The 26,452-nt window shown below is 33.6% G+C and carries 28 protein-coding genes; 4 read left to right on the forward strand and 24 right to left on the reverse strand.

Annotated features, from left to right (window positions below; all coding sequences use genetic code 11):
• Positions 1 to 19 precede the first annotated feature (19 nt).
• Positions 20 to 754 (reverse strand): metallophosphoesterase family protein, encoded by a 735-nt coding sequence (locus JC605_RS05140; protein WP_198855166.1) that lies wholly within the window; start codon positions 752 to 754, stop codon positions 20 to 22.
• Between the two features lie 140 nt (positions 755 to 894).
• Between JC605_RS05140 and dinB the strand changes: the two genes are divergently transcribed.
• Positions 895 to 1,977 (forward strand): DNA polymerase IV, encoded by a 1,083-nt coding sequence (gene dinB / locus JC605_RS05145; protein ID WP_198855167.1) that lies wholly within the window; start codon positions 895 to 897, stop codon positions 1,975 to 1,977.
• Positions 1,978 to 2,080: 103 nt separating this feature from the next.
• On the forward strand, positions 2,081 to 2,581 hold the full coding sequence (locus JC605_RS05150; protein ID WP_198855168.1) for a PAS domain-containing protein: 501 nt from the start codon (positions 2,081 to 2,083) through the stop codon (positions 2,579 to 2,581).
• 148 nt (positions 2,582 to 2,729) lie between these two features.
• On the opposite strand, the gene JC605_RS05155 is transcribed toward JC605_RS05150, so the two are convergent.
• The 10 genes from JC605_RS05155 to JC605_RS05200 form a co-directional block, all read right to left on the reverse strand.
• Positions 2,730 to 4,334: a fumarate hydratase gene (locus tag JC605_RS05155; RefSeq protein WP_198855169.1), complete on the reverse strand. Its 1,605-nt coding sequence runs from the start codon at positions 4,332 to 4,334 to the stop codon at positions 2,730 to 2,732.
• A gap of 77 nt (positions 4,335 to 4,411) precedes the next feature.
• The gene (locus tag JC605_RS05160) at positions 4,412 to 5,155 is read right to left on the reverse strand and encodes a hypothetical protein (protein ID WP_198855170.1); all 744 of its coding nucleotides are present in this window, start codon (positions 5,153 to 5,155) and stop codon (positions 4,412 to 4,414) included.
• A 5-nt stretch (positions 5,156 to 5,160) separates the two neighbouring features.
• A complete protein-coding gene (gene tnpA / locus JC605_RS05165; protein ID WP_198855171.1) occupies positions 5,161 to 5,622 on the reverse strand; it encodes an IS200/IS605 family transposase in 462 nt (153 codons plus the stop codon).
• 329 nt (positions 5,623 to 5,951) lie between these two features.
• A complete protein-coding gene (locus JC605_RS05170; RefSeq protein ID WP_198855172.1) occupies positions 5,952 to 7,391 on the reverse strand; it encodes a nucleoside recognition domain-containing protein in 1,440 nt (479 codons plus the stop codon).
• A 110-nt stretch (positions 7,392 to 7,501) separates the two neighbouring features.
• Complete coding sequence (locus JC605_RS05175; RefSeq protein ID WP_198855173.1) at positions 7,502 to 8,575, reverse strand: winged helix DNA-binding domain-containing protein; 1,074 nt, start codon at positions 8,573 to 8,575, stop codon at positions 7,502 to 7,504.
• 83 nt (positions 8,576 to 8,658) lie between these two features.
• Positions 8,659 to 9,372: a 3'-5' exonuclease gene (locus JC605_RS05180; protein ID WP_198855174.1), complete on the reverse strand. Its 714-nt coding sequence runs from the start codon at positions 9,370 to 9,372 to the stop codon at positions 8,659 to 8,661.
• A gap of 126 nt (positions 9,373 to 9,498) precedes the next feature.
• On the reverse strand, positions 9,499 to 9,975 hold the full coding sequence (locus JC605_RS05185) for a methylated-DNA--[protein]-cysteine S-methyltransferase (RefSeq protein ID WP_198855175.1): 477 nt from the start codon (positions 9,973 to 9,975) through the stop codon (positions 9,499 to 9,501).
• 52 nt (positions 9,976 to 10,027) lie between these two features.
• On the reverse strand, positions 10,028 to 10,843 hold the full coding sequence (locus JC605_RS05190; RefSeq protein ID WP_198855176.1) for an SDR family NAD(P)-dependent oxidoreductase: 816 nt from the start codon (positions 10,841 to 10,843) through the stop codon (positions 10,028 to 10,030).
• A gap of 98 nt (positions 10,844 to 10,941) precedes the next feature.
• Positions 10,942 to 11,391: a GNAT family N-acetyltransferase gene (locus JC605_RS05195; RefSeq protein ID WP_198855177.1), complete on the reverse strand. Its 450-nt coding sequence runs from the start codon at positions 11,389 to 11,391 to the stop codon at positions 10,942 to 10,944.
• On the reverse strand, positions 11,376 to 12,278 hold the full coding sequence (locus tag JC605_RS05200; protein WP_198855178.1) for a LysR family transcriptional regulator: 903 nt from the start codon (positions 12,276 to 12,278) through the stop codon (positions 11,376 to 11,378). The genes JC605_RS05195 and JC605_RS05200 overlap by 16 nt, the downstream gene beginning before the upstream one ends.
• A 146-nt stretch (positions 12,279 to 12,424) precedes the next feature.
• On the opposite strand from JC605_RS05200, the gene JC605_RS05205 reads away from it, so the two are divergent.
• The gene (locus JC605_RS05205; protein WP_198855179.1) at positions 12,425 to 12,820 is read left to right on the forward strand and encodes a rhodanese-like domain-containing protein; all 396 of its coding nucleotides are present in this window, start codon (positions 12,425 to 12,427) and stop codon (positions 12,818 to 12,820) included.
• Positions 12,821 to 12,936: 116 nt separating this feature from the next.
• Here the strand turns inward: JC605_RS05205 and JC605_RS05210 are convergent, their stop codons facing one another.
• Genes JC605_RS05210 through JC605_RS05230 form a run of 5 tightly spaced genes read right to left on the reverse strand, consistent with a single transcriptional unit; the run spans position 12,937 to position 18,541 of the window.
• A complete protein-coding gene (locus tag JC605_RS05210; RefSeq protein ID WP_198855180.1) occupies positions 12,937 to 13,356 on the reverse strand; it encodes an SRPBCC family protein in 420 nt (139 codons plus the stop codon).
• 2 nt (positions 13,357 to 13,358) lie between these two features.
• Positions 13,359 to 14,228, reverse strand: a complete 870-nt coding sequence (locus tag JC605_RS05215) for a lipopolysaccharide assembly protein LapB (RefSeq protein WP_198855181.1) — start codon at positions 14,226 to 14,228, stop codon at positions 13,359 to 13,361.
• 30 nt (positions 14,229 to 14,258) lie between these two features.
• Positions 14,259 to 16,652: a M28 family peptidase gene (locus JC605_RS05220; RefSeq protein ID WP_198855182.1), complete on the reverse strand. Its 2,394-nt coding sequence runs from the start codon at positions 16,650 to 16,652 to the stop codon at positions 14,259 to 14,261.
• Positions 16,653 to 16,667: 15 nt separating this feature from the next.
• The gene (locus JC605_RS05225; protein WP_008465546.1) at positions 16,668 to 17,015 is read right to left on the reverse strand and encodes a hypothetical protein; all 348 of its coding nucleotides are present in this window, start codon (positions 17,013 to 17,015) and stop codon (positions 16,668 to 16,670) included.
• A complete protein-coding gene (locus JC605_RS05230) occupies positions 17,012 to 18,541 on the reverse strand; it encodes a bifunctional GNAT family N-acetyltransferase/carbon-nitrogen hydrolase family protein (protein WP_198855183.1) in 1,530 nt (509 codons plus the stop codon). The genes JC605_RS05225 and JC605_RS05230 overlap by 4 nt, the downstream gene beginning before the upstream one ends.
• Positions 18,542 to 18,718: 177 nt before the next feature.
• Here JC605_RS05230 and JC605_RS05235 point away from each other — a divergent pair, with 177 nt between their 5' ends.
• Positions 18,719 to 19,051 carry a single-stranded DNA-binding protein gene (locus JC605_RS05235; protein WP_198855184.1) on the forward strand — a complete coding sequence of 111 codons (333 nt, stop codon included), beginning with the start codon at positions 18,719 to 18,721 and terminating at the stop codon, positions 19,049 to 19,051.
• 74 nt (positions 19,052 to 19,125) lie between these two features.
• Here JC605_RS05235 and JC605_RS05240 read toward each other — a convergent pair whose 3' ends face one another.
• The 8 genes from JC605_RS05240 to JC605_RS05275 all read right to left on the reverse strand — a co-directional run bounded on the left by JC605_RS05240 (position 19,126) and on the right by JC605_RS05275 (position 26,437).
• On the reverse strand, positions 19,126 to 19,818 hold the full coding sequence (locus tag JC605_RS05240; RefSeq protein ID WP_198855185.1) for a DUF2461 domain-containing protein: 693 nt from the start codon (positions 19,816 to 19,818) through the stop codon (positions 19,126 to 19,128).
• A gap of 84 nt (positions 19,819 to 19,902) precedes the next feature.
• Positions 19,903 to 20,088: a hypothetical protein gene (locus tag JC605_RS05245; RefSeq protein WP_026727441.1), complete on the reverse strand. Its 186-nt coding sequence runs from the start codon at positions 20,086 to 20,088 to the stop codon at positions 19,903 to 19,905.
• Between the two features lie 82 nt (positions 20,089 to 20,170).
• Positions 20,171 to 20,689: a ferritin gene (locus JC605_RS05250; protein ID WP_179003006.1), complete on the reverse strand. Its 519-nt coding sequence runs from the start codon at positions 20,687 to 20,689 to the stop codon at positions 20,171 to 20,173.
• A gap of 95 nt (positions 20,690 to 20,784) precedes the next feature.
• Positions 20,785 to 22,236 (reverse strand): hypothetical protein, encoded by a 1,452-nt coding sequence (locus tag JC605_RS05255; RefSeq protein WP_198855186.1) that lies wholly within the window; start codon positions 22,234 to 22,236, stop codon positions 20,785 to 20,787.
• 126 nt (positions 22,237 to 22,362) lie between these two features.
• Positions 22,363 to 23,493 (reverse strand): OmpA family protein, encoded by a 1,131-nt coding sequence (locus JC605_RS05260; RefSeq protein WP_198855187.1) that lies wholly within the window; start codon positions 23,491 to 23,493, stop codon positions 22,363 to 22,365.
• 179 nt (positions 23,494 to 23,672) lie between these two features.
• Complete coding sequence (locus JC605_RS05265; protein ID WP_198855188.1) at positions 23,673 to 25,022, reverse strand: hypothetical protein; 1,350 nt, start codon at positions 25,020 to 25,022, stop codon at positions 23,673 to 23,675.
• A gap of 78 nt (positions 25,023 to 25,100) precedes the next feature.
• Positions 25,101 to 25,730, reverse strand: a complete 630-nt coding sequence (locus tag JC605_RS05270) for a chloramphenicol acetyltransferase (RefSeq protein ID WP_198855189.1) — start codon at positions 25,728 to 25,730, stop codon at positions 25,101 to 25,103.
• Positions 25,730 to 26,437: an HAD family hydrolase gene (locus JC605_RS05275; protein WP_198855190.1), complete on the reverse strand. Its 708-nt coding sequence runs from the start codon at positions 26,435 to 26,437 to the stop codon at positions 25,730 to 25,732. The genes JC605_RS05270 and JC605_RS05275 overlap by 1 nt, the downstream gene beginning before the upstream one ends.
• Positions 26,438 to 26,452 lie beyond the last annotated feature (15 nt).

Consider the following 26,452-nt stretch of genomic DNA (forward strand, 5'->3'; position numbering starts at 1 on the left):
AATGTAACTTTTAAACAAATTAATTCCTACCTTTTTCGTTAAAATAGAGTTCGTTTAATGGTTCACTTTGCCAGTATTCCTTAGTGTCAACGTCTAAAATAGTAAGCGGGCCTCTAAATGCTGCACCTGTATCTACATTCCAGACACAAGCTCTATTTACAGGAACCGTTTCGCCGATTCGGGTAACTGGTGTATGACCAATATAAACTTCCTTATAAACGGTAAATCTTTTAGGATAGTGTAAGTCGTCTATTTTTAATTTTGGGTCTAATGACAAAGCTGTTTCCCAAAGAGTTCTGTCCCAATAAAATAGCTTCGAAAAATATTCCCATTTTACACCATTTAAATTGGTGAATCCGGCATGAACGAACAATCGGTTTTGATCATCAAGGTAATAATCCTGAAGGTTTTCAAGAAATTCTATGTGAGTTCTTTTTTTCTCTTCCGAAATCTTGGCGTAACCTTCAACAGTTGCTTTCCCTCCGTGTTTATACCACGTTTCTTCGTCAAAATCATCATGTCTGTTTTCTAACCAGTCCAGAGTAAGCTGGTCGTGATTTCCTCTTATGCAGATGCAGTTTTGTTTGCTTTTTAAATCAATCAAATAGTCGATTACTTCAACAGACTGACTCCAGCCGTCAACATAATCGCCCAAAAAAATTAGAGTATCTTCTGTGGTAACTTTAGCTCTCTCGATTACTTGTTCAAGTGCAAGTAATCCGCCATGAATGTCACCTATAACAAATGTTCGCATTATTTAATTTTTCGAGTAGAAGAACAAAAATAGAAAGAATAATTGGTTTGAACTCATTGAATTCAGATTCTTTAAAAATTGATATGATTTATAACTATTTACAGTACTTTTTTATTGTTTTTCCTCAGTAAATTTGCAAAATGTCTGAAACACCAACATATCGTAAAATTATTCATATTGATATGGATGCCTTTTATGCATCGGTAGAACAGATGGACAATCCAGAACTAAGAGGCAAACCAGTTGCAGTTGGAGGTTCGGAGAATCGAGGAGTGGTTTCGGCCGCAAGTTACGAAGCAAGAAAGTTTGGTGTTCGCAGTGCCATCAGCGGCGTTTTAGCCAAAAAATATTGTCCAGATATTATTTTCGTAAGACCAAGATTTGATCGATACAAAGAGATTTCATCCAAAATCCATAAAATTTTTCATGAATATACCGATTTAGTCGAGCCACTTTCGCTTGACGAAGCTTATTTGGATGTTACCAAAAATAAAAAAGGAAATCCTAGCGCAAGTCTTTTAGCACAAGAAATTAGACAAAGAATTTTAGATGAAGTTGGACTAACCGCTTCGGCAGGTATTTCAATCAATAAATTTGTGGCCAAGATTGCCAGCGATTATAATAAACCGAACGGACAAAAAACGGTAAATCCTGACGAAGTAGAAGCTTTTTTGGAAGATCTTCCAATTCGTAAATTTTATGGCGTTGGGAAAGTGACAACAGAAAAAATGTATCAGCTCGGAATTTTCACAGGAACCGATTTGAAAAGCAAGTCTTTAGAGTTTTTAGAAAAACACTTCGGAAAATCTGGAGCGTTTTATTACCATGTTGTGAGAGGCATACATAATAGTGAAGTAAAATCTTCGCGAATAACCAAATCTGTGGCCGCAGAACATACTTTTGATGTGAATCTGTCTTCTGAGATTTTTATGATGCAACAACTAGAACGTATAGCGGTTTCGTTAGAAAAACGTCTGCAAAGGCATAATATTTCTGGAAAAACAATTACACTTAAAATCAAGTACAGCGATTTTTCGCAGCAAACGAGAAGTAAAACCCTCCCTTATTTTATTTCTGATAAAAGTCTGATTATGGAAAATGTTGAGGAGTTGTTATATCAGGAAAAGATGAAAGATTCGGTACGATTGCTCGGAATCTCATTAAGCAACTTAAATAACGAGGAAAAAAAGGCAGTGGTGGTGCAGCTAAAATTTACTTTTTAATAACAATTTTTAAAAGTTCAAAATAAGGAATGGAATGCGAGCGATAAGATTTTTCTGCTACCTTTGAGTAAAAAGATTTATCTGTCTTCTGAATTGATTTTGTATGAAAAATAGAAATTCTGATGATCCGCTGCAGCGAAATTCAGTTCCAATCCTATCTTGGGATTTCCACTATGAATATCTGAATGAACTAAAAGCACTAAGTACTGATTTAAAAAGGGTAAGCCAAATCTCAGATGAATTTATCTGGGATGAAAAAATGCTCAATATTCAGGAAAGACTCAAAAACGAAGTGGTTTTAGTAACCGATTTAGATTTGAAAATAGTTTTCGCGTCAAGCGGAATAAAAAAAATGACGGGCTACAAAGAGGAAGAAATCTTAGGAAAAACACCAAAGATGTTTCAAGGCCCAGCAACTTCACAAAAAGATTTAAAGGAAATAAGAGAAGCGGTAAAAAAGAAGATTCCTTTTGTAAAAACACTTGAAAACTATAGAAAAAACGGCCAAACGTATAAATGTAAAATCGAGGCTTCGCCAGTTTATAACCTAAAAGGCGAAATATCGCATTTTATAGCTTTTGAAAAACAGGATTTAAGCGCTTAATGATTTTTAACCGCAAAGAGCGCAAAGTTTTACGCAAGGAACGCCAAGAATAAAAAAACCGTCTCAATTGAGGCGGTTTTTTATTTTCTATGAATTTTGCTTTGTGAACTTCGCGTAAAACTTTGCGCTCTTTGCGGTTAAGAAATGACTATAGGTTTGCAAAGAAATCATTCCCTTTATCATCGGTAATAATAAAGGCAGGGAAATCTTTAACAGTGATTTTACGAACAGCTTCCATTCCTAATTCTTCAAAATCAACCACTTCTACTTTAAGAATATTGTCTTGAGCCAAAATAGCTGCAGGACCTCCAATAGAACCTAAGTAGAACCCGCCGTATTTGTTGCATGCGTCAGTAACTTGTTTGGTACGGTTTCCTTTTGCCAGCATAATCATACTTCCGCCATTTTTCTGGAATTCATCCACATAAACGTCCATACGTCCAGCAGTTGTTGGTCCGAAACTTCCTGAAGCCATTCCGTCTGGAGTTTTTGCAGGCCCAGCATAGTAAACAGGGTGGTTTTTGAAATAATCCGGCATTGGTTTTCCAGCGTCTAACAATTCTTTAATTTTTGCATGAGCAATATCACGAGCCACAATTACAGTTCCGTTTAATTTTAAACGAGTTTTAACGGGATATTGAGATAATTTAGCTAAAATATCCGCCATTGGCTGATCTAAATCAATTTCTACAGGCGCTTCTAAATGCGGAGCTGTTTCTGGTAAAAATTGTTTCGGATTTACTTCTAATTGCTCAACAAAGATTCCGTCTTTAGTAATTTTTCCCTTGATATTTCTGTCTGCAGAGCAAGAAACTCCTAACCCGACTGGACAAGAAGCCGCATGACGAGGCAAACGAATTACACGAACGTCGTGTGTGAAATATTTTCCTCCAAACTGCGCTCCAATCGCACTTTCCTGGCAAATTTTCTGAACTCTTTCTTCCCATTCAAAATCACGAAAAGCCTGACCTGCCATGTTTCCTGAAGTTGGAAGATGATCATAATATCCAGCAGATGCTTTTTTAACAGCGCTTAAGTTCGCTTCTGCAGAAGTTCCGCCAATTACCAAAGCTAAGTGGTATGGAGGACAAGCAGAAGTTCCTAAATCTTTGATTTTTGTGCGAATGAATTCATCTAGAGATTTTTCATTCAGCAACGATTTTGTTTGCTGATATAAGTATGTTTTGTTTGCAGATCCTCCACCTTTTGCCATGAACAAAAAGTCGTATGAAGCTCCTTTTTTAGCATAAATATCAATTTGCGCAGGAAGATTTGATCCTGAATTTTTCTCTTCAAACATCGAAATCGGAACAATCTGCGAATAACGTAAGTTTCTTTTTTGGTACGTGTTGAAAATACCACGGCTTAACCATTCTGCATCATCAACACCAGTAAAAATGCTTTCGCCTTTTTTAGCCATTACAATTGCAGTTCCTGTATCTTGGCAGCTTGGCAACTGGCCCTCGGCAGCTACAGAAGCATTTTGAAGTAAATTGTATGCCACGAAACGATCATTATCTGTTGCTTCTGGGTCGTCAAGAATTTTTCTTAATTTTTGTAAATGTGTCGTTCTCAACATAAACGAAACATCAGTCAAAGCTTCTTCAGCCAATAATTCTAAACCTTTTGGATCAACTGTTAAAACTTCGCGTTCTCCAAATTTCTCTACTTTCACAAAATCAGAAGTGATTTTGCGGTACTGCGTATCATCCTTTAAGATCGGATAAGGATCTTGGTATATAAAATCGATCATTGTTTTGTTTTTTTACAAATTTAGAAATTATTTACCTAAGAAAGAATTTGAATTAGGGCTCTTCTGCAACTGTTTTTTTATTCTGCAGCGTTAAATTGATCAAACGTCATCTTTTTTTCAAAATACGGTTTGTCTTTTGCAGAAAGCAACATCTTTTTCCATTTATTGTCTTTTAATTCAAAAGAGATTGAGTCTGAGTGTTGAAGAATTCCCATATCCATGTTCTCATCTTCGTCTGCAGGTAAAAACGCAACAGTTTTGCAATAAAAAGATTTTGGATCAGATTTGGTAGAAGGATTTACGATTTCAACCCAGTTTCCCCAGCCGCTGTCAGACATTGAGCTCCATTGGTGTACTAATTGTAGTCCGCTGTTTTTTAAATAATAAAGATAGTTTTCGTGTGAATAACCACAAGCAGGATATCCAAAATTGATTTGTATAAAAGGAGAATTTTTAGCAGTCTCAGATGTTAATCCGTAAGAAGCTGTCCATTCAGAACCTTTTTGAAAACTTTTAATCGCAACTTTAGAAGATGCGGTTTTGGTTTTATTCTGATAAAAGTCTAATCGGTATTTTACAGTAACAATGCTGTCTTTATCTGCTTGCTGATCTACCAAATGCGCTAAGATAAAATCTGTCGAAGATTCTGTTTCTCCAGTATAAATCGCTATAGTATCGGTTTTAATAATTTTTTCATTAGCTGAGACTTCTAATGTCTCCTGTGGTTCAATGATTTCTGCTGTTGGTTGTGCAGCATCTGTAGGTTTTGTTTTTTGGCATCCGATTAAGAGCAATACGAAGAAAAAGGGGGCTATTTTCATAAGGTTTATATTAGATTTTCAAATATAAATTTTTCATCGTAATCGACATTAAATTTATTTAGAAAATTCAGAAATTCATCATTAAAATTTTGCCTTTTATGATGTTCCTTTTGATTTTCAATGTATTTGTAAACAGAATTAATTTGAGATTGACTATATGAGAAAACGCCATATCCGACTTGCCATGAAAATTTGGATTTGGTTAATTGATTGTCGTTGATATACTTTGAAGATTTTGCCTTAACATTTTTCATGAGTTCAGATATTGAAATACTTGGCTTAATGGCTAATAAACAATGTAGATGATCTTCGACACCATTTACAATAATTGTTTTGCCTCCATTTTCATTAATTAAATTTCCAATCACGCCAAGCAATTTTGATTTCCAGCTTTCCTCAATTACGGCATTTCTATATTTGACTGCAAAAACTACTTGAATGTAAATTTGATGATAGGTATTTGCCATACTTTTTTTTGGCAAAATAAATCATATCTCTTTAATTATTGTAGTATTTGTCTTTCTTTTTTTTGAATGTGTCGTTCCGCTGGAACTTTTGGAATTATTAATTATATTATTTTCCACGGATTAAAATCCGTGGCTACAATATTTAAACGTTCCTACGGAACTTTGTCAAACGTTTATTCGATCTTAAAAGAGCCATCGGCTCGAAATATTTCGTAGGGCCGGATTTTAATCCGGTTAACAATGAAAAATCCACATTTAATTTGAAGAGCCATCGGCTCGATTCATATTGTAATCCCAAATTTTAATCTGTCCATAATATTTAATTTCTACTAAAAAAACCAAGTAGCTACAAAAATTGCTGTAATCACACAAATCAAATCTACCAAAAGCATCGTGCCTAAAGCGTAACGGGTGTTTTTGATATTTACCGATCCAAAATAAACCGCAATTACATAGAAAGTACTTTCGGCGCTGCATTGGAAAATACTGCTTAATCTTGCCGTTAGAGAATCGGCTCCAAATGTATTCATAGAGTCAATTAAGAAACCTCTTGAACCAGCAGAACTAAATGGACGCAGCATGGCAACAGGAAGTGCATTGGTAATTTCTTTATTTACTCCCATATTCGAGAAGACAAAAGCAATTCCGTCACTGATAATTTCAAATAAACCGCTGTTTCTAAATAGCGAAATCGCAACCAGCATTCCTAAAACATAAGGAAAAATCGTAACTCCTGTTTTGACTCCGTTATTGGCTCCAACGACAAAAGTATCGAAAACAGTCGTTTCGGCTTCTTTGAATTTCTTTTCATGTCGGAATGAGAAAATCAAAGTAAATGCTATGATCGCAATTAAGATTAATCCAGAAAGGTTAGAGGTAAAATAGTTTTTTCCAATCAAATCCAAATGATTTACATACATCAGTAACCCCACAATTGCGGCAATTAAAACCATTAAACCAATAAGAAGAGAGGCGCTTTTGAAATTGATTTTCTGTTTGATTCCAACAATCAAGAAAGCAGCAATGGTGCCGATAAACGAAGTTATGATACAAGGCAACATTACATCCGCAGGATTACTTGCGTTTGCGGCAGCTCGATAACCAATAATAGAAGTTGCAATTAAAGTCAATCCAGAAGCGTGAAGACACATAAACATGATTTGTGCATCACTCGCTTTGTCCTTTTCGGGATTTATTTCCTGTAAACTTTCCATAGCTTTTAATCCAAATGGAGTTGCAGCCGAATCTAATCCCAAGAAATTGGCAGCAAAATTTAAAGTCATATAAGATATCGAAGGGTGATTTTGTGGAATGCTCGGAAATACCTTAACAAAAACCGGACTCAGTGCTTTTGCTAATTTTCCAGAAGCTCCAGAAACGATTAAAAGTTCCATCAAACCGCAGAAAAAAGCTAAATAAGCGATAAGCGGCAGAATTAAATCAACCAAAGTGCTTTTACAAGTTGGCAATAAACCATCAGATTTTTGAAGTCCGCTATAAATTTTTACGGTTTTGTTTTTGTAAACATACGTTGTATCGGCATTTAGTGTATCACGATTGATAATCATGGTCTGATCTGGCGCTTTCTTAATACTGTCTTTTAAGAAAGCAGGAAGTTCTTCAAGGTATTTTTCAGAAACTAAAATAGGATCGTCTTTTTTTCCATTTAAAATAGAATCAATGGTATACGTATTGGCAGTAAACAAACTGACTACAATAAAAACAATCGAAGAAATAAAAATCGCTAACCAAAATCTGCTTAATACCATAATTGTAATTTTTTGTAAATGTAATTATTTAGCAATAATACGCATAAAGATTTTAGGAGTGAAACCCGAAGTAAGAGTTATAAGCAACAAAATTTTTATAAAAATTCAGATTATTCAATAACAATTTTGGTTCCCAAATAGGTTTCAAAAGATTTAATTCCTTCAAATAAGATGTGTTTTTTGTTGGTTTCGATTTCTTTGAAAAGCTCCGTTTCTATTTTAGCATGATCTTTTTTGATTGTCCTTTTCCAAATGCCGATCACTTTTCCATTTTCTAAAATTATGGGTTTAAAGATGCCATTATTAGTAAAAACTTTCGATTGATGATCTGTTTGAAAAGAAGCTTCTCGTGTTTTATACGAAATTAGGATCTCATCAAAAGCGGGAAGAAAATGCAGGCTTTCGCGAAAGTTATCTGTATTGTTAATGTCTTTTTTAAGCCAATATTGCTGATTATCAATAGTAGTTTTGTTTAATTGCAACTTTGTTGCGTTAATTGCTTTTTGGCAAATTGTGGGAGCAAAACCCGACCACCAAGAGAAATCAAGTACTGTTGCAGGACCATGACTTTCAAAATAACGTAAAGCAAGTTTGGCTAAAGCTTCTTCTTTATTTAGTTTGGAGTTTGGTTTAGAAACTCTTTCTTCGAGCAAAGCATACGTAATTTGTTTGCCTTTCATTTCTCCATTGCAGACTAAACCATCCAATTCGGCATTCATCATAATGGCAGCACTCAAGAAATCGGCGCTTGAAGTTTTCTTGATGCCAAGTTCCTGCATGATTTCATCTCGAGTCAAATGATTGTTTCCTGCCAATAGTTTTTCGATAGAAGTATTAGCTTGGTTTAGCTTTTTCTCATCAAAACCATATTTTTTAGCTGCAGAAGAAGTGAAACGTTTTACTTGCGGAGCCGAAAGATCCAGCATCCAATAAATATCATCAGGAGAAACAAAATGCCAAGTCGGACGCAGAATATGAGTTCGGATAATTTTGCCCGAATTTATAGCTTCTTCAATCTCTTTTTCGCTAGCATCACAACGAGAACCAATGGCCCATTTTGCCATTGCATAATCTTGAGCTTGCATAGCACCAAGATGTTTTACAATTTCTTGTGGCGAACAAGAACTTGTTTTATAAAGCTTTTGCGAAACCAAACGGTAATGTGAAATTTCCTCGTGTGTCATTTTTAAACCATTTAAGTCGTTGAAGTTTATTTTAACACGATGGTTAAAAATCTTGGCATCTTAGTAGCTTAGCAACTTAAAAGCTATACATGAATAATCTCTTCATCAATCAATAAATCTTCTCGACGCAAGCGCAAAAAAACCTGAGCAACTGCAATGGTGTCTTTTTCGCAATAGGTAATGATTCGGTCAATATCTTTTTCAACATAATAGACATGTGCAACCTGACTTCCGTCAATATCACCTTTTGGAGAAGGAACTCCAAGAATCTTGGTGAGCAATTTTAAAGATGTAAAATGCTTATAATCGCCAAATTTCCATAATTCTAAAGTATCCAAATGCGGAACTTCCCAAGGCTTTTTACCAAATAAATTCAGTTTATCTGGAATTGCCATTTGATTGATGATCATTCTTCTTGCAATAAACGGAATATCAAATTCTTTTGAATTATGCCCGCACATCAAATGTTGTGGCTGATTAAAGTGATTGTTAACCAGATTCGAAAAGTCTTTTAGAATTTTCTTCTCATCGCCAAAAAATGAGGTAACTCTAAAATTTCTAACATCTCCTTTGATTGTAAAAAAACCAACCGAAATGCAAATTATCTTTCCGAATTCAGCCCAAATTCCAGCACGTTCGTAAAATTCTTCTGGAGAAAACTCGTCTTTTCGTTGATATTGTGTTTTTAAATCCCAAAGCGTTTGCATTTCTGCGTCAAGCGAATTGAAATTCTCTTCTTCAGGAACTGTTTCTATATCAAGAAATAAAATGTTATTTAGGTTTATTTTTTCAATCATTTTGTTTTTGCCACAAATTCACGAATTGAACTAATTTTTTATTCTGTATAAATGTACACAAATTTAAATTTTTAATCTATTGTAAATTAAAAATGAATGAATTATCCTTCTTTTTGCACAATAAAACTAAAATAAACTTTGTTGTGGAGATGGACTTTCGTGTTCCAAAAGCCATTTTTTTCGAGATAATCCTCCAGCATATCCAGTTAAAGATCCGTTTGTGCCAATAACGCGATGACAAGGAACTACAATCCAAAGCGGATTTTTACCATTTGCCGAGGCTACGGCACGAATTGCTTTTACATCTCCAAGTTTTTTGGTCTGATCCATGTAACTTACCGTTTTTCCGTACGGGATTTCCAATAAAGCTTTCCAGACTTTTTGCTGGAATTCGGTTCCTTGCGGATTCAGTTTTAAATCAAAATCGGTTCTTTTTCCTTCAAAATATTCATTTAATTGCAAAACTGCATTTTGTAAAACTTCTGGAATAGTTTCTGAAACCTCATTCGTACCAATATCAGAAACGGAAATTACCGAAATGCCATTTTCATCTCCAATGATTTTGGTGATTCCTAAAGGCGAATTGATATATACTGTTTCCATAATTTTTAACTGTAAAGCCGTAAAAGTTTGTTACGAAGTTCGCAAAGTTTTTTTAATAATTCTCCAGCTTGAATTGATAGTTTAGACTGTTTTCAATTTTTTCACTTGAAATTACCTTTTTAATATTCGATTTTTCTGAACTAAAATTTGGCAAAGGCAAATTCATTTCGGTAGCTTTTTGAGTGTAGTAATCCTTTCTTGACAGATGAAAGGGCGCAACGGCATTATAAACATCATTCCATTTAGATTGATTTAGGATTTCTTCAATAATACCAATACAATCTTTTTGATGAATTAAGTTTACAGGAGCATCTGGATTTTCTAGGTTTTCTTTTCCTGCTAAAAACTTAACAGGATGACGATCTTCGCCAATTAAACCTCCAAAACGAAGAATTGTGGTTTCAAAGTTTTGGTTTTGCTGCAGAAGCTTTTCGACTAAAAACAATTGTTTACCACTTTCCGTTTCTGGATTCGGAATGGTTTCTTCTGCTATAAAACCATTATCATCACTATAAACAGAAGTTGAACTTACAAAAAGCACTTTCTCAACCGTTGATTTTTCTATAAACGGAATTAAATTTTTGATTTTATCTACAAAAGCTTTCTTTTCAGAATTAGAATCGACTGCTCTTAATTTTGGCGGAATATCTATAATTAAGATTTCGCTTTTTGCTAAAAAAGAATCAATGTTTTGAGAAACTTCTTTTTCTTCAATTTCAACCAAAAACGGATTTATTCCCGCATCTTTTAGAATCGAAAGTTTATTCTCTGAAGTTGTAGATCCGTTTATCGAATTGCCTTTCGTAATTAATGTTTTTGCTAAAGGAAGTCCCAGCCAGCCACAGCCTAAGATGCTAATTTGTTTCATTTTTTTTAAGGTTACTGCAATTAATAATCTCGAAAAGTCGCTAAGTTTAATTTTCTTTACGACTTTGTGAGATTAAAAGTCACAGAGATATTCTTTGGTTACAAAGTTAAAGTAAATCGGACTTTGTCTTTTCCTTTTGCGCCCATTCTGTTATAAAATTTAATCGCTCTTGTATTGAATTCCGGCGTTTGCCATTGAATGTTAACGCAATTGTTTTGTTTTCCTATTTCTTTTAATCTCTCGATTAAGATTTCTCCAATTCCAAAACCTCTGGTTTCTTCTTCCAAGAATAAACAATCCATGTAGAGAAAGTTTTGTGCGTTCCAGGTCGAAAAATCAAACGTATAAGAAGTGTAACCAACAATCGTTTCGTTTGTAGCCACAACCAAGCAAAATAATTTTGGATTTTGGCCAAATAAAGCGTTTTTTAAACCATCTTCTTTTCCTTCAGGAGAAAACTCAGCTTTTTCAAATTCTGCGTGTTTTTCAATTAAAACAAGTAGTTTGGGCAAATCTGTGATTTCACAGTTTCTTATTGAATATTCCATTGTAAGTTAATTTCATTTTGTAAAAAGCTAATGAAATGATGAAAATAATCGGGATAACTTTCTTTAGCACGTGTGGCAATAAAGTGTTTTCTTTTCAATCCATTTTTTCCAACTTTCACTGCTCGTAAAGAAGTGGTTTTTAAATAGGGTGTAAATGCCCATTTTGCCATTGACATCACGCCCATATCGGCTTTAACCATTTCTAGTGAAGCTTCGGTTAATGGCATTGGCGTTATTTTCTTTGGACTTACTTTGGCTGGAGCCAAAAGAAACTGATGAATAGTAACGGTTTCTAGCGGAAGAGAATGAATAATCAAATGTTCGTTGATGAAGTCTTCTGCAACTACATATTTTTTATCAGACCAAGCATGGTTTTCTGAAACTACCATAACCATTTCATCCTGAAAAAGCTCTTGATATTTGATGTTGTTGTCTTTTATCTGATCGCTTACAATGGCAATGTCAATGGTGTTTTCCAGCAATTTTTGTAACGGAATATGAGTCGCCTCGGCTACGATTTTCAATTCTACATTCGGATATAAAAGATGAAATTGCTTTAAAACCGAAGGAAGCCAATGATAACTTGAGAAACATTCAGTACTGATTCTGATTTCGCCATGTTCACCAAAGACCATTTGTTTGATTTGAGTTTCGGTTTCGGCAAGTTTATTCAGTATTTCGTTGGCAATTTCGTAGATTTTTTCGCCAGCTTTTGTAAGCACCAATTTTTTGTTTGTTCTTAAAAATATGGCGGTTCCCAATTGATATTCGGCTTCTTTAAGCTGATGGCTCAAAGCCGATTGTGTTAAATGAAGTTTGTCGATCGCTTTTGTGATGCTTCCTTCTTCGACAATTGCTTTGATCAATTTTAAGTGGCGTATTTCCATTTTTGAAGAATTAATACGCAAAGTAACAAAATTTTAGACTGGCTTTGGTATGAAAAAAAGTAATGCTCATGATGAATTCTTTTCGTTTTTATGGTGTTTGATGTTCATCTACTTTTGGAAAAGTAAAACATTAAAACCTAAACAACATGGAAGCACAAATTAAACATTATGAAAACAAGTTAGCTTTTGAAATGGATCCGTCAGATTTATTCGAAGCTTTAAATAATGGTGAAAAAATAATCGTAATCGATGCCAGAAGAGCTTTTGGTTATGATGAAGAGCATATTCCGAATGCGATTAATATTCCGCATCGCGAAATGAATCTAGAAACGACAAAGGATTTAGATAAAGATGTTTTGTATGTAACGTATTGCACCGGAATTGGCTGTAACGCGTCTACAAAAGGAGCTTTGAATATGACGAAATTAGGTTTTAAAGTAAAAGAGCTAATTGGCGGACTGGAATGGTGGAAAATCGACGGATATGCAACCGAAGGAACAAAAGGCGAAAAACAAGGTTTAAAAATAGAATGCGCTTGTTGATTTTGAGTTGCAAAGGTTCAGAGAAACAAAGGCGTAAAGGTTTCTCAACATATCTTAAAAAAACAAAAGCACTATGAAAATAGTGCTTTTTATCTTGGTGTCTCTAAACTTAAATTTTACGATTCTATTAAAGCTTTTAAGCCTTGTAAAATCGGATTCTCTTCGCCTTGCGGTTCTTCTTGAACTGCGCCTGGACGATTATCTTCTTGAATTATTTCAAGTTTTGTTTTCTGATTTTCTTCAGTCAAAACATAATTCATTATAAAATAATTCTCCGGTTTATCTTCTAAACCAGGTCTTGGAAAAAACAGAGAGTATTTGATTTTCTGATTTGGAACAACTTCTAAAACTGTTCCCCATTGTTCAAAAACTTGACCATCCCATTCATTTCTAAATCTGATTTCGCTTCCAGTTTTCCAAGTCGTAAGCAAATCGCTTCCGTATTGCCATTGTTTGACTAATTCTGGTTGTGTTAATGCATTCCATACTTTTTCAACTGATGCATTTAAAGCGATTGTAGAAATATTTGTTGCCATGTTTATTCTATTTTAACGTTGTTTTTCTCAGCGATTTTTTTGAATAAATCTTCTTTGTTTTCCGATTTCATTTTCTGATAAATAACACCAAGGAGTTGTTCAGAATCTTTCGCATATTCAGAATTTTCGTTGGTATAAATGATATGTGCAATAAAAATATTATCTAATGCTTTTTCATCGTCTTTGAGCATGAAATAGTTTTTTCCGGCACCAAAATAACCTTCGGCGTTGTCTGGATGATATTGAATTAGTTTTTCGTAATAACCGATCGCGGTTTTAAAATCAGATTTTAAAGTATAAACAACTCCAATGTTCATTAAAGCAAAATTTCCTTCGGGATAAATCTCTAGTGATTTTTTGTAATATTTAATGGCATTATCATAATCGTTTAACTGTCTATAAGAAACAGCAATATCATCAAGTGCAAGAACAAAGTTTGGATCTGATTTTAAAGCCAGCTGAAAGCTCTCAACAGCCATTTTATAGTTGTTCTGACGCATAAAATCTTTTGCAATTATATAAGAGTTCTGTGCGTTTTTGTCTTTTGATTCACTATAGAAAATATTGTCTTTGTTTTCTATTACTTCTGGAACTAAGTTTGGACATTTTTTTGAAATGATACCTTGAACTCTCAGAATCATGCCTTGAATGCCCTCAACTGTATTGATAGATTCTCTCACTTTTGGATCTTTATCTGTCAGAATCAGTTCGCCCATTGGTTTAGTTAGACAGTCCCTAAAAACATCTTCAGTAATTTTTGAACTTTTTTCTAAACACTCACATGCTTTTGCTGCTATTTTTTCTTCAACGTTTTGTGCATTAAGTGCTAGAAAGCTGTTGAAAGTCAAGAACAACACGAAGTTTTTTTTCATTTTAAATGATTTTGGGTTAGTCCAATTTCCTTATTCTGGTTTAACAACTACAGGTTTCAAACTATCTTTACTTACAGCCAAACTATCTACAGGCACAACAGGGGCAATTGGTTTTACTGGTGGCGTGTATCTTTTGATTTTTTGCTGTATTAATACTGCGTCATTTAAAACGAATGGCGTTGGCATCATCCAATCATTTCTTGGTTTAACATTTAATAGCGGATTGCTCATTAAATCGAACGAACTCTCGATTAAATCCATATCAAAAATAGATGATTTATTGATGTAGAATTCCATTTCAAGCGGTTCGTTGCCTACAACATAATAACATAAAATTTTACTGTCTTCTCTTTGCAGACGGTTTCCTTTTTCGCCAGAAGTTGTCACTCCGTTTGCTTTAAAGTTAAAAAATGTCATTTTTGGATTAGCATAAATGTCATAACGATTTACTTTTCTGTTTGGAGTAATTTTGATTTTCAGATATCTATTATTTCCAATTACGCTGTCTCTTAAAAATTGAATTGTCGGTTTTGGCACTTCAACAACTGGAGCAATTGTGCTATAAGTAAACGTTGTATTGTATTTACTTGCCAGCGGAAGCGTATTTAACCCAACTGCTTTTTGATTTTTCTCGCCTAAATACGATTTAGTCCATTCGTCTAAATTTGTGTCATAAGTGGTCCAAACAGCAGAATTGTTATCGGCATTGTAAACATATAACAAGCTGTTTGATTTGGCTTTTCCGTATTCGTAGCCAGAATTGTATCCTGCGTAAATGAAGAATGCGATAGAAGCAAGGAAGAAAACAACGATCCAAGCTCCTTTTTTAGCAAAAGCTCCAAATATCGGAAGCAATAATCCGAATAGCAAAACGGTTAAAACGGCACTACCATATAATATTTTAAGTCCTAAACCAATCGGAAACATTACAATAAAAGGCGCAATAATTGCTAGGGCAGGAATAGAGAATATTAAATTCAATCCTAAACTATAGTGCTGTGTAAAGACAAAGATTCCGAATAATAAAATTCCGAAATATACAGGAATGATTAAAAAGCCTGCACCAGTTAAGCTGTTGGCTAAAAAAGCATTAATGATAATCCAAAGCAATAAAGGCGCCACAAAATGGTTCATGGTAATTTTAGCTTCAGAGAAATGATGATAGAAAGCAAAACAAATAGCAATGCTCAAAGTAACAAAAGCACCAATATAGGCATGCCCGTTATAGGTAAATCCGTTTAGAAGATCAGAATATTGCGGATAAATTTCAAGAAGAAGTTTCCATCCTAAAAAGGTTACTAATCCTGCAATTATAATAGATCCTAGAAGCGGAACAAACCCTTTGAAAATTTCTGTGAAAGTGATGATTCTTTTTGCTTTTCCAACAAAAATGAAAACAATCAACAAACCTAGAGCAATAAGTGTCATTGGCATTACCCAAGTAAACGGATAACTAATGAATGTAAAAGGAACATTGAAATAAACATTATCTTCTGTAGACTCCGTTTGGTTTAAATCAATATTGGTGAAGTATTTCAGCAAAGGCATGATGTAAGTGCCTTGATGCGCTAATGTAGTTTTGTTTAGATGCTGAACATCATCTTGTTGCGTGTGATAGTTGAAATGACCATCGATAAAAGCAAAATTGAAACCTTGAATGTTTCCTTGTTCTCTAAAGACAGTTAGATCAGTGTCGTTAGGAAGCATTTTGTAAATACTATACATCAAAGAATTTGAGACTGGGTAAGAAGGTTTTGCTTTAGTAAATTCTTTAACTAGCGCTTGGTTTCCTTTATTGGTTTCCATTAGCATGTAGCTTGGCCCAGAACTTCCTCTTGCTTCAAAATTTAAAACCAAACCAACATCTTTTGCCCAAGGATGCTTGTTTACGAATAAAGCTGCTCCGTTTAACCCTAATTCTTCTGCATCAGAAAATAAGATGATAATATCGTTCTTTTGAGGATGTTTTGAATATAAAAAGGCACGTACACCTTCTAAAATTGTTGCAACGCCAGAAGCATCATCGCTTGCTCCTTTTGAAAAAGAGTGAGGTGCACTGTCATAATGAGAAAGAAGTAAAAGTGCTTTTGTATTGTTTGTTCCTTTAATTCGAGCCAAAATATTTTTGGACTTTACCAAAAGACCTTTATCATTTAGAGTAAAACCTTCCTGAACACTTGTTTCTAAACCTATTCTGTTTAATTCAAGCTTAAGATAATTAGCAACTAGTTCGTGATTGGTAGATCCGACATAGTGCGGTTTCTGCGCAATAATTTCAACCTGATTTAAGGCTCTTTCGGTCGAAAATTCGGCCAGCGCTTCGTCATCTTTCGAAATTCCTTGCGGCATCATCGTGGCATATATAATACCGAGTAAAGCTAAAACGCAGACTATGGCGAGAATTGAGGTGGGGTTTTTTCTCATGGTGAATAATACTAACTATATTTCTTTTTTAACAAGCATAAAATAATCATTGTCCAAGGAACGATAGCCTTGATCGTACAAGAAATAATATGTATTTCCTGTCTTGGTTTGTAAAATGTTTGTAAAGAACTCAAAATCAAAGCCTTTTGTTAATAATTTGTCTCGAGAAGCTTTCGATTTTCCGTCTACATTTAACTCTGCCAAAATACGGTAATTTTTGCGTAACTTGTTGTTTATATTTCGCATGAAATTTGTACTATCTTTATTTATTTTGTTATTGTACGCATTTCTACAACTATCGGAACAGAATTTCTTGTCTTCGCGACCGAAAATTTTGGCTGAGCATTCGAGGCATGTTTTCATGAATTCAATTTTTTAATTTCGTAAAGGTCAGATCTACGGTCTTTTAATGTTTTTACACTTCCATGTTCGTGAAGCTCTTTTAATAAATTCAAATCAACATCGACAATTAAAGTCATTTCTGTGTTTGGAGTAGCTTCTGCTTTGATTCCGTTACTTGGAAAAGCAAAATCTGATGGCGTAAATACAGAAGACTGTGCATATTGTATATCCATATTATTTACTTTCGGAAGATTTCCAACGCAACCTGCTATGGCTACATAACACTCATTTTCTATAGCACGCGCTTGCGAACAATGTTTTACACGAGTATAACCGTTTTGAGTATCGGTTAAAAATGGCACAAACAAAATATCCATTCCTTCATCGGCTAAAAGTCTCGAAAGTTCAGGAAACTCGACATCATAGCAAATTAAAATTCCGATTTTACCACAATCGGTATCAAAGGTTTTAAATTGAGATCCGCCTTTCATTCCCCAATGAATAACTTCATTTGGTGTAATATGAATTTTGGTATACATTTCTGAAGTTCCGTCTCTTTTGCATAAGAAACCAACATTGTAAAGATTTCCGCCTTCTAAATAAGGCATACTTCCTGTAATAATATTGATATTGTACGAAATGGCAAATTCCTGAAAACGCTTTCTAATAGGATCAGAGTGGCGGGCAAGTTCACGAATGGCTTCTGCCTCAGACAGATGATTATAATCGGCCATTAATGGCGCAATAAACAATTCTGGAAACAAAGCAAAATCAGAGCCATAACCCGAAACGGCATCAATAAAAAATTCTGCTTGTTCAAAAAGTGCTTCAACATTATTAAGCGGACGCATTTGCCACTGAATTAATCCTAAACGGATAATGTTTTTCTTTAAATTAATCAGTTTCGGACTATCATCATAGTAAATATTATTCCATTCCAATAGAACCGCAAATTCTTTCGATTCTTCGTCACCTTCCAGATAATTCTTGATGATTCTCAAAACATGAAAATCGTTGCTTAACTGAAAAGAAAGAACTGGATCGTACAATTCTTTGGTACGCACTTTTTCGATATACGTTTTTGGAGACATCTTTTTGGCATGTTCTCTATAGTTCGGAATTCTCCCTGCAAAGACAATCGCCTTGAGGTTCAATTGTTCGCAAAGTTCCTTTCTTGCATCATACAAACGGCGCCCTAAACGCAAGCCTCTATAATTGGGGTGAATAAAAACATCTATGCCGTATAAAATTTCAGCATTTGGATTGTGGGTCGAAAAGGTATAATCGCCACTAATTTGCTGATAATTATGTCTTTTTTCTACTAATTTTTCGTCAACAATAAGAGATAGGGCAGAGCCAACAACTTTTCCGTCAACCAAAATCACCAGCTGTCCTTCTGGAAAAATTGAAAGAAGTCTTTCTATATCCTCAGATCTCCAATAAGAATCTGCCATTTCTGGATACGACTCAATCATTGATTTCTTTAATTGTTTATAGTCTTCTATTTCAAGATTTCTTAACTCTACTTTTTTAATTTTTGCTTGCATATCGTAAGATTTATCTCAAATATACAAAAAACAAATTCCATTTACAAACGCTTACAAATAGTTACAGTCGATAGTAAATAGTTAACAACCGACTGTCAATGTTGAGGTTTGGCATCTTTGCAGTGTTGAATTCAATAAACAATTCAATTTAATAATAACATTAAAACAGTATACGCCATGAGTGCAATTAGAAACAAAGTACAATTAATCGGGAATGTTGGTAATGACCCAGAAATTAAAACATTAGAAAGCGGTAGAAAACTTGCGCATCTTACAATCGCAACAAATGAGATTTATAGAAATGATAAAGGCGAAAAAGTAGAGCAAACCGAATGGCATCGCATAACTGCTTGGGGGAAAACAGCGGAAATTATCGAAAAGTATGTTGTAAAAGGGAAAGAAATCGCTGTTGAAGGAAAACTAACGCACAGAAGCTACGATGACAAAAACGGCGAAAAACGTTATATAACGGAGGTTGTTATAGATGAAATTTTACTGTTGAGTAAATAATCTTTTTTGCGAAATAGTTAAGCCCGACAGGTTTTTAAAACCTGTCGGGTTTTATACTTTACGGAAAATTGTTTTTATAAAATTGAAACGCCATTAGCATCGGTTGTAAGTACTTCGCTCATGTAATCAAAGAAAGGTCGCATGTTTTTGAAAGCATCCAAAGCTAATTCTAAAAATTGCGGACTCAATACTTCTTTGTCAGTAAAACGCTTTATAACCAAAAATTGTTTGTAGCGGAGTAAATCTATAGCAGGGTGATCTACATCAAAACCTTTTGGTTTTGTTTTAAGCTGCTCGCCTTGCAAAGTTCCAAAATTGCTTTTAAAAGATTCTGAATTCAATATTTCCTGAAAGGTTTCGGGATCTTGAGCAAATTCTGTTCTTATTCGTTTTAAATCTGTTGCGTTTGGTCCCCAAAAACCACCTGCAAAAAAACTGTTTCCTTTTTCGAGATGAAAATAATAACCGCCGCGTCGTGCTGCAGTTGCACGTGTGTAACTTCCGCCCCAATAATGTTTAAAAGGTGTTTTATCTTTAGAAAAACGAATATCGCGATAGATTCTATAAACGCTTTTTTTGCCAGAAGTATTTTCTAAAACATCAGTTTTGGAAAGCTCTTTTAGTAAAGCGCCTGCAAAGTTTTCAATATGATTAAGTTCTATTAAATATTGTGATTTATGCTGTTCGAACCAGGGTTTGTTGTTATTTTGTTTTAGCTCAACCAAAAAGTCAAGACTTGATTTCGGTATTGTAATATCGTTTTTCATAATGGAGTTTAAGAATCGAGAAATGACTGCAATTTAAAACTAAAAAACCCAACAGAGAAATCTGATGGGTTTTTCTATATCGTGTTAAGCAGTTTTTTTGAATAAATCAAACATAGGACAGCGTGAGCAGCGTTTCTTTTCACTTTTCTTATACTTCTCGCAGCAAGAAGATTTACAATTTTCGATCTTCTTAATTTTGTCAAGGATAACAGCGTTTTTCTTTTTCTTCTTATCCTTTTTTTTGTCCTTGTCTTTTTCTTTCTTGCTCACTTTTTCCTCTGAATTTTAAAAACAGAGACAAATATAAACCAAAAAAGTTATTTTTAAATATTCTAAATAAACTTTAACTTTTTTATTTAGGATTGATAGCGATCGAACTAGTAACTGTTAATTGCTGAATATCACGATCAAACAAATAAAGTCCTCCTTTGTCCTCGCCAATCAAGTTGATTTTGTCCAAAATAGATTTAGCTGTTGCTTCTTCTTCGATTTGTTCAGAAACGTACCATTGCAAGAAATTATGAGTTGCATAATCTTTTTCTTCAAAAGTAATGTGTACTAATTCGTTGATAGATTTTGAAACAAAAAGTTCGTGGTTATATAGTTCCTCAAACATTTCTTTAAAAGTAGAATATGTTATTTTAGGCGCTTTTAAATCTGTAACTTGAGCATGTCCGCCACGTTCATTTACATATTTTACCAATTTAAGCATATGTGCACGCTCTTCGTCTGATTGTGTGTACATAAATTGAGCAATTCCTTCCAATCCTTGTACTTCTGCCCAACAAGCCATTGACAAGTAAGTTTGCGAAGATTCTGCTTCTATTCTGATTTGCTTGTTTAAAGCCGATTCAATATTTTTTGATAGCATAATAGGTGTCTTTTTTGTAAAATTAAGAAAAATTATTCATTTCATTTTTGCGAAAGCTCGAAAACATTAGACTTTTAGATCGATTTTCGTTGAAATTAATAGGAACTGATTTTCTCAAAAGTAGCGGGATTTGAAAATATCGATTTGCTTATGATTGAATTTCTATTGTTTTCTATCATAAAACCATCGGTAAATTTTCTCATAATAAATTGCTTTGAAGCATCATCGTAATAGCTTAGAATGTAATAGTTCTTTAATTCTAGAGCATCGTACAATGTTATTTTTTTATTGAAATTCAAATAGTAAAACAAGTTCTCACTTGCCATTGGTTCTGATTGTTTGTCGCTTATGAAATCTAAATTTTCATTTAACATTGCATCAAAATAAACTATTTTATTTATTGAATAATATTCGCGAACTCCAAACTCTTCGGGAGAATCAGATTTAAAATAGTAATCTAAAGATTCTCCAAAACCACTAAAAGTAATAAAACTGTTTTTTTTGTTTTTAATTACAGAAATACTAGGAGTAAGTCCGTCCAAATCTTTAAGAAATTTTGCAGTGTTTTTTAATTGCTGAGGTTTCTTGTTGTTAATCTGAAGAAAGAAAGGCGAGTTTTTAAAGGGAATAGTATCATTTTTTGAAAAGGAATACTTCTTAATGCTGTTTTTAGTATCAAAATCTTTTACTTCAAACAACAATTCGTCTTTATTTGCTGCAATTTGAAATAGCTTTTTATCATTATAAAATGAATTTACTGTTCTTAGCTGGCTTTTAGAAACAGAACGATCAAAAGTTCTTCCCTTCATAATACCAGTATTCAGGTTAACCTCAAAAACTTGTGTTTGTTCTAGACGATCATCAAATGTCAAAATGAGACGTCCATCAGCCAAATAGAATTTGCTTATTTGTGATGTGAGATTAGGAGGATTAAGTACTCCCGATTCTATTTTTTTAATTGGAAAGTATTTGAGGAGAGCATTGAAAGAAATATTTACATTCTGTTTGTTTTTAAAAGTAAAAGCAGAAAAATCAAGCTTTTTAATTTCACACTTTTGATTCTCAAATTTGTAAAGAAGCAGATGTTCAAGTTCTTTTTCTTTGGCAAGAATGTAAAAGGTATTATTCTCTTGAAAAAAATTTATAATGTACTCGTGATTTCTCGGAAAATCAAAATTTAAGGATTCTGATTTTTTTTGAGCTAGATTGTAAGTGGTAATGAGAATATTTTTATTATTTCCTGAAATCCAATATAACGTTGGTTTTTGTCCCGCACTAATAGTAGCGCCCAATAGGTTTCTATTTGCTTCTTTTTTTATTAAATCTGTAAATTGATTGGTTAGAAACAATGACTTATTGTATTTCAAAATATTTATGTTCTGATTGTCCCAAACAAAGGCATAAATGTCTTTAGATTCTTTGTCTTCAATATTTAGAATTTGAGTTTTTTCCAGATTATTTAAAGATAATGGTAACGAATTTAAGACTGTTTGACTGAACAGAACGCTTTTAGAAAATAATAGAGAAAGGAGTAGCAGTTTTTTCATAAATGAATTTTATCAAATTTTATTCCAAATTTTATGAGATATTTCTGCTGTTTTAAATTTTGAAGCATAAAAAAGTCCTTAAGATTTTTTCTTAAGGACTTTTGAATCAAGTCTTCTTAAAAGGAATTATTTTACAATAAAAGTAACTCTTCTAGCCAATCTTCTAGCTTCATCAGAATCTTTTTGAATAGATGTATCTGCACCGTTTGCAACAACATTTAAACGAGAAGAATCAATTCCAGCTTTTTCAAAAATAGTTTTTACGTTTTTTGCTCTAGCATTAGACAGTTTCTCATTGTACTCAGCTTTTCCAACTTGATCTGCATAACCTACAAGGTCAAGAGTAGCAGAAGGATTTTTTCTTAAGTAATTTAAAACAATATCAATTGCAGCAGTTGAGTTCTCAATTGGAGTTGTTTTATTGAAGTCGAAATAAACACTGAAATACTTGTCATTAATCATTTTTCTGATTAATTCATTATCATTTGGTTGTGGTGCAACTACTTGTTTTTCTACAACTACCTCTTTTTGTGCAGGTCTGTTTTTGATTTGTGATTCTAGATCTGCTACTTTGCTTTCTAAAGCAGAAATATCACTGTCCTCATTTGAAATTACAGTCCAGTCTGCATGTTTTGTGTTTTTACCTAAGTAAACATTTAAACCAACAGTTCCGTTAAAGATCAATCCAGAAAACCCCCTGTTGCCAGGAACATATGCTCCGTCAAAAGTACGGTCTTGCGATGCGTTTATAATAGTTGAGAAATCACCCGTTAAAGCAACTCTGTTTGATAATCTAATTTGCCCAGTTACTCCAGCAATGAAGTTACCCATTTCATCTGCACCTTTAAAATTATCACTTCTTAATTGAGCATAACCAAAACCAGCATGTCCTAATAAACCAATAGTATTAGTCCAGGTTTCAAAATTCATTATACGCCCTAAGTTAGCAACAGCTTGTAAATCTACTCTATAGTATTTTGAATCAAAATCGATAGAGCTTCCTTTTGCAGTAAAACTGTTGTATCCAAAATCTGCTTTCAAACCGAATTTGTTGTTCAACATGTAACGCACACCTATATCTCCAGTCCAAGGACTTAAAGTATTGGTAGAATACCCAGCATTAAATGGTCGCTGCGGTTTATTAACCCCTGCGCCTAAATCTATAGACCATTTATTGTACCCGTTATTGTTTTCTGTTTGCGCATGTACTCCAGTTAATGCTAGGGCAAATGCAAGAGTCATTACAACTTTTTTCATTGTTTCTAAATTTTAAATTTTAGTCCAAAACAACGATAAATTGTAGGTAAAAACTTTCTTTAAAAGCCAAAAAAGTATTAGAATAAGATTAGTGATAAAAATTTAAAGACTATAAAAACAGTAAAAAAAACAAAAACACATAAATGGTTTTGTTTATAAGTTATTGATAGGTAGTATCTTTAGTCAAAGCCATCGGTAAATTTGCGTAACACAATCTGTCTTGACAAAACATCATAATAACTCAGCAGAATGTAATTGTTTAACTTAAGCGTATTAGCAAGAACAGCTTCTTTATGTGTATCTAAGAAGTAAAAGACTTTGTCAGTAGCAAAAGGCTGGTGCGTTTCTCGAGTTAGTTCTAGCTTTTTTGTCCAGATGCTTTCGAAAAATACAGAATAGTTGGTCTCAATATTGTAAAAATTGTTGGAAGGAAAATCTCCCATAGGATCGTTAAAGTTAAAACCGTTCATAGATACTGTTTTCAAATCACTGCCCGATCCTCCTAAAGTGATAAAAAGATTGTTTTGATTTTTGTACACCGAAAGTCCTGCATCAAGAGAAGATAATGTTTTTAAAAATCTTGCGGTATTCTTTAATTTTCGGGGTTCACGATCTTCAATCTGCATTAGTAAAGGCGAATTACTAAAGCGGATTGTATCTTTTTTTGAAACCGTAAAGCTTTTTATCGATTCTCCAGATTCATAATCTTTAATATCAAATAAGAGTTCATCAGGGTTTACATTGATTTGATATAGTTTATTTTCATGGTAAAAAGAATTAGACGTCTTTGGATTTTTCTCTCCAACAGGTTTCATAAATGTCTTCTCTTTTATTTCCATACTTTCTAAATCAATGTCAAACAGCTGGGTTTTTCTGAAACTTTGATCCAAAGATAAAATCAAGCGGTTTGGAAGAAGATACATTTTACTTTTAGCTGTAACTTTATACAACGGATTGTATTCGCCCGAATCCATCTTTTCGATGGGATTTTCATTCAAGATTTGAGAGAATGTTTTGGGTTGCGTTCTGCGATCAATAAATTTGAAAGAACTAAAATCTAAAAACTTTTCTTCAGCCAATCCGTTTTTAAAGATAAAAGCCGTTAATGCTTCTTTTGTTCTCTCTTTCATTATCAAATAGAAATTATTGTCTTTTTGATAATTTGTGAGAATGAATTTATCTTCCAGCGGAATCTGAAATTTTAAGGCTCTAGAAGTTTTATTTTCCAGAAAATATTTAATTAAAATGATTGATTTTTCTTCTCTAGAAAACCAATATAAGGTTGGATTTCCGTCTTCGCTAAAGCTATATCCCATCAAAGATTTATTCTCAGTATATTGACGGTTGGTTATAAACTTATCTCTTAAAAATAAGGCGCTATTGTATTTTAATATTGAAAGACTATCTGGGCTGGCCGCAAAAACAAACACATCATGAGTAGCGGTGTTTTCGCCAGTCATAATTTGAGATTGAGCAATTTTGTTTTTTAAATCAACTGCATAAGAAGTCAGCACTGTTTGACTTAGCATAACAGTACTAGAGATTAAAAACAAAAAAAGAAAAATTCGTTTCATGTGTTTTTAGGGCACAAAAATTATTCCGTTTATTTATTGATTCATAAGCTCTTGAAAAAGATCTACAAATTGCCCCATGTGCATTCCATCCATTAATGCGTGATGAACATAAACTGCCATTGACATGGTTCTTTTTCCTGTTTCAGAAAGCATCATTTTTCCAAATGAAACTTTAGGACAACTGTCAGGATAAGTAAAACTTCTTGCATGAGTAAGTGACGTAAAATTCAACCACGGAATTGCTGAGAAATGTATCAAATTATCAGTGTCAAATGATCTTGTAAAAAGCCCAGTTGTGTTTTGAATGCGTTCAATTTCTGCTAATGCATTTTGTTCGAATGTTTTAAAATCCGAATGGTATTCAATTAAAGAGAATCCAAAAGTGCCATCTTCTCGTCCAATCGTTGCCGAAGCGTCTACACGGTCGTTAATGTAAATTTGATCTCCAGAAATTCGGTATTTAAAGTTCTCGATGGCGTTTACCGCAACTAAAGTTTTGTGTAAATAGAAAATGAAAAAAGAAGCGTTTAAACTTTTGGCCGTTTCATATGCTTTAGTACAATCGATTTCTACGGTTGCGCCAAAAAAAGGTTCTTCCATTTGTTTGAAATGGGCAAAATGCTCTTTTCTATTCCAGTTTTCTAAGTCTAAAAGTGTTTTCATTATAATAAATTCGGAACGACTTCTGCAATAGTTTCAAATGAACTAAAGTGCTCGTGTTCTATAGTATGATTAATTTTTTCGTGTTCCCAAGTAGTATGAAACGGAATATGAACAGCATAACCGCCAATTCCTAAAACTGGAAGTACATCTGATTTTAATGAATTTCCAATCATTAAAAATTCGTGCGCTTCAATGTCTAGACGCCCTAAAAGTTTTTGATAATCAATTTCTTGTTTGTCTGACATTACTTCGATATGATGAAAATAATGACCCAAACCAGAACGATGCAATTTGCTGTGCTGGTCTTTTAAATCACCTTTTGTGGCAACGACTAATTTGTATTTTCCTTTTAAAGCTTCAAGCGTTTCTTCAATTCCGTCTAAAAGTTCAATTGGTTTTTCGAGTAATTCTTTTCCGTATTGAATGATTTTTTCAATGACTTCAACAGGAATGGTATTGTTCGAAATGTTCATCGCAGCTTCAATCATCGAAAGAATGTAACCTTTAATTCCATAGCCATACAAAGGCAGATTGGCAATTTCAATTTTAAATAATTCCTGCGAAATGCCTTGATGCGAAAGATAATCTTCCATCAAAGCACAAAATTTATGTTCGGTTTCTTGAAAATAAGGTTCGTTTACAAACAAAGTATCATCGGCATCAAATGCGATTACTTTTAAGTTCGGTATTTTAGTTTTATGTAACATAAGTTTTTTGTTTCA

Origin of the sequence: Flavobacterium sp. IB48 (assembly GCF_016405855.1) — a bacterium.
GTDB lineage: Bacteria > Bacteroidota > Bacteroidia > Flavobacteriales > Flavobacteriaceae > Flavobacterium > Flavobacterium ginsengisoli.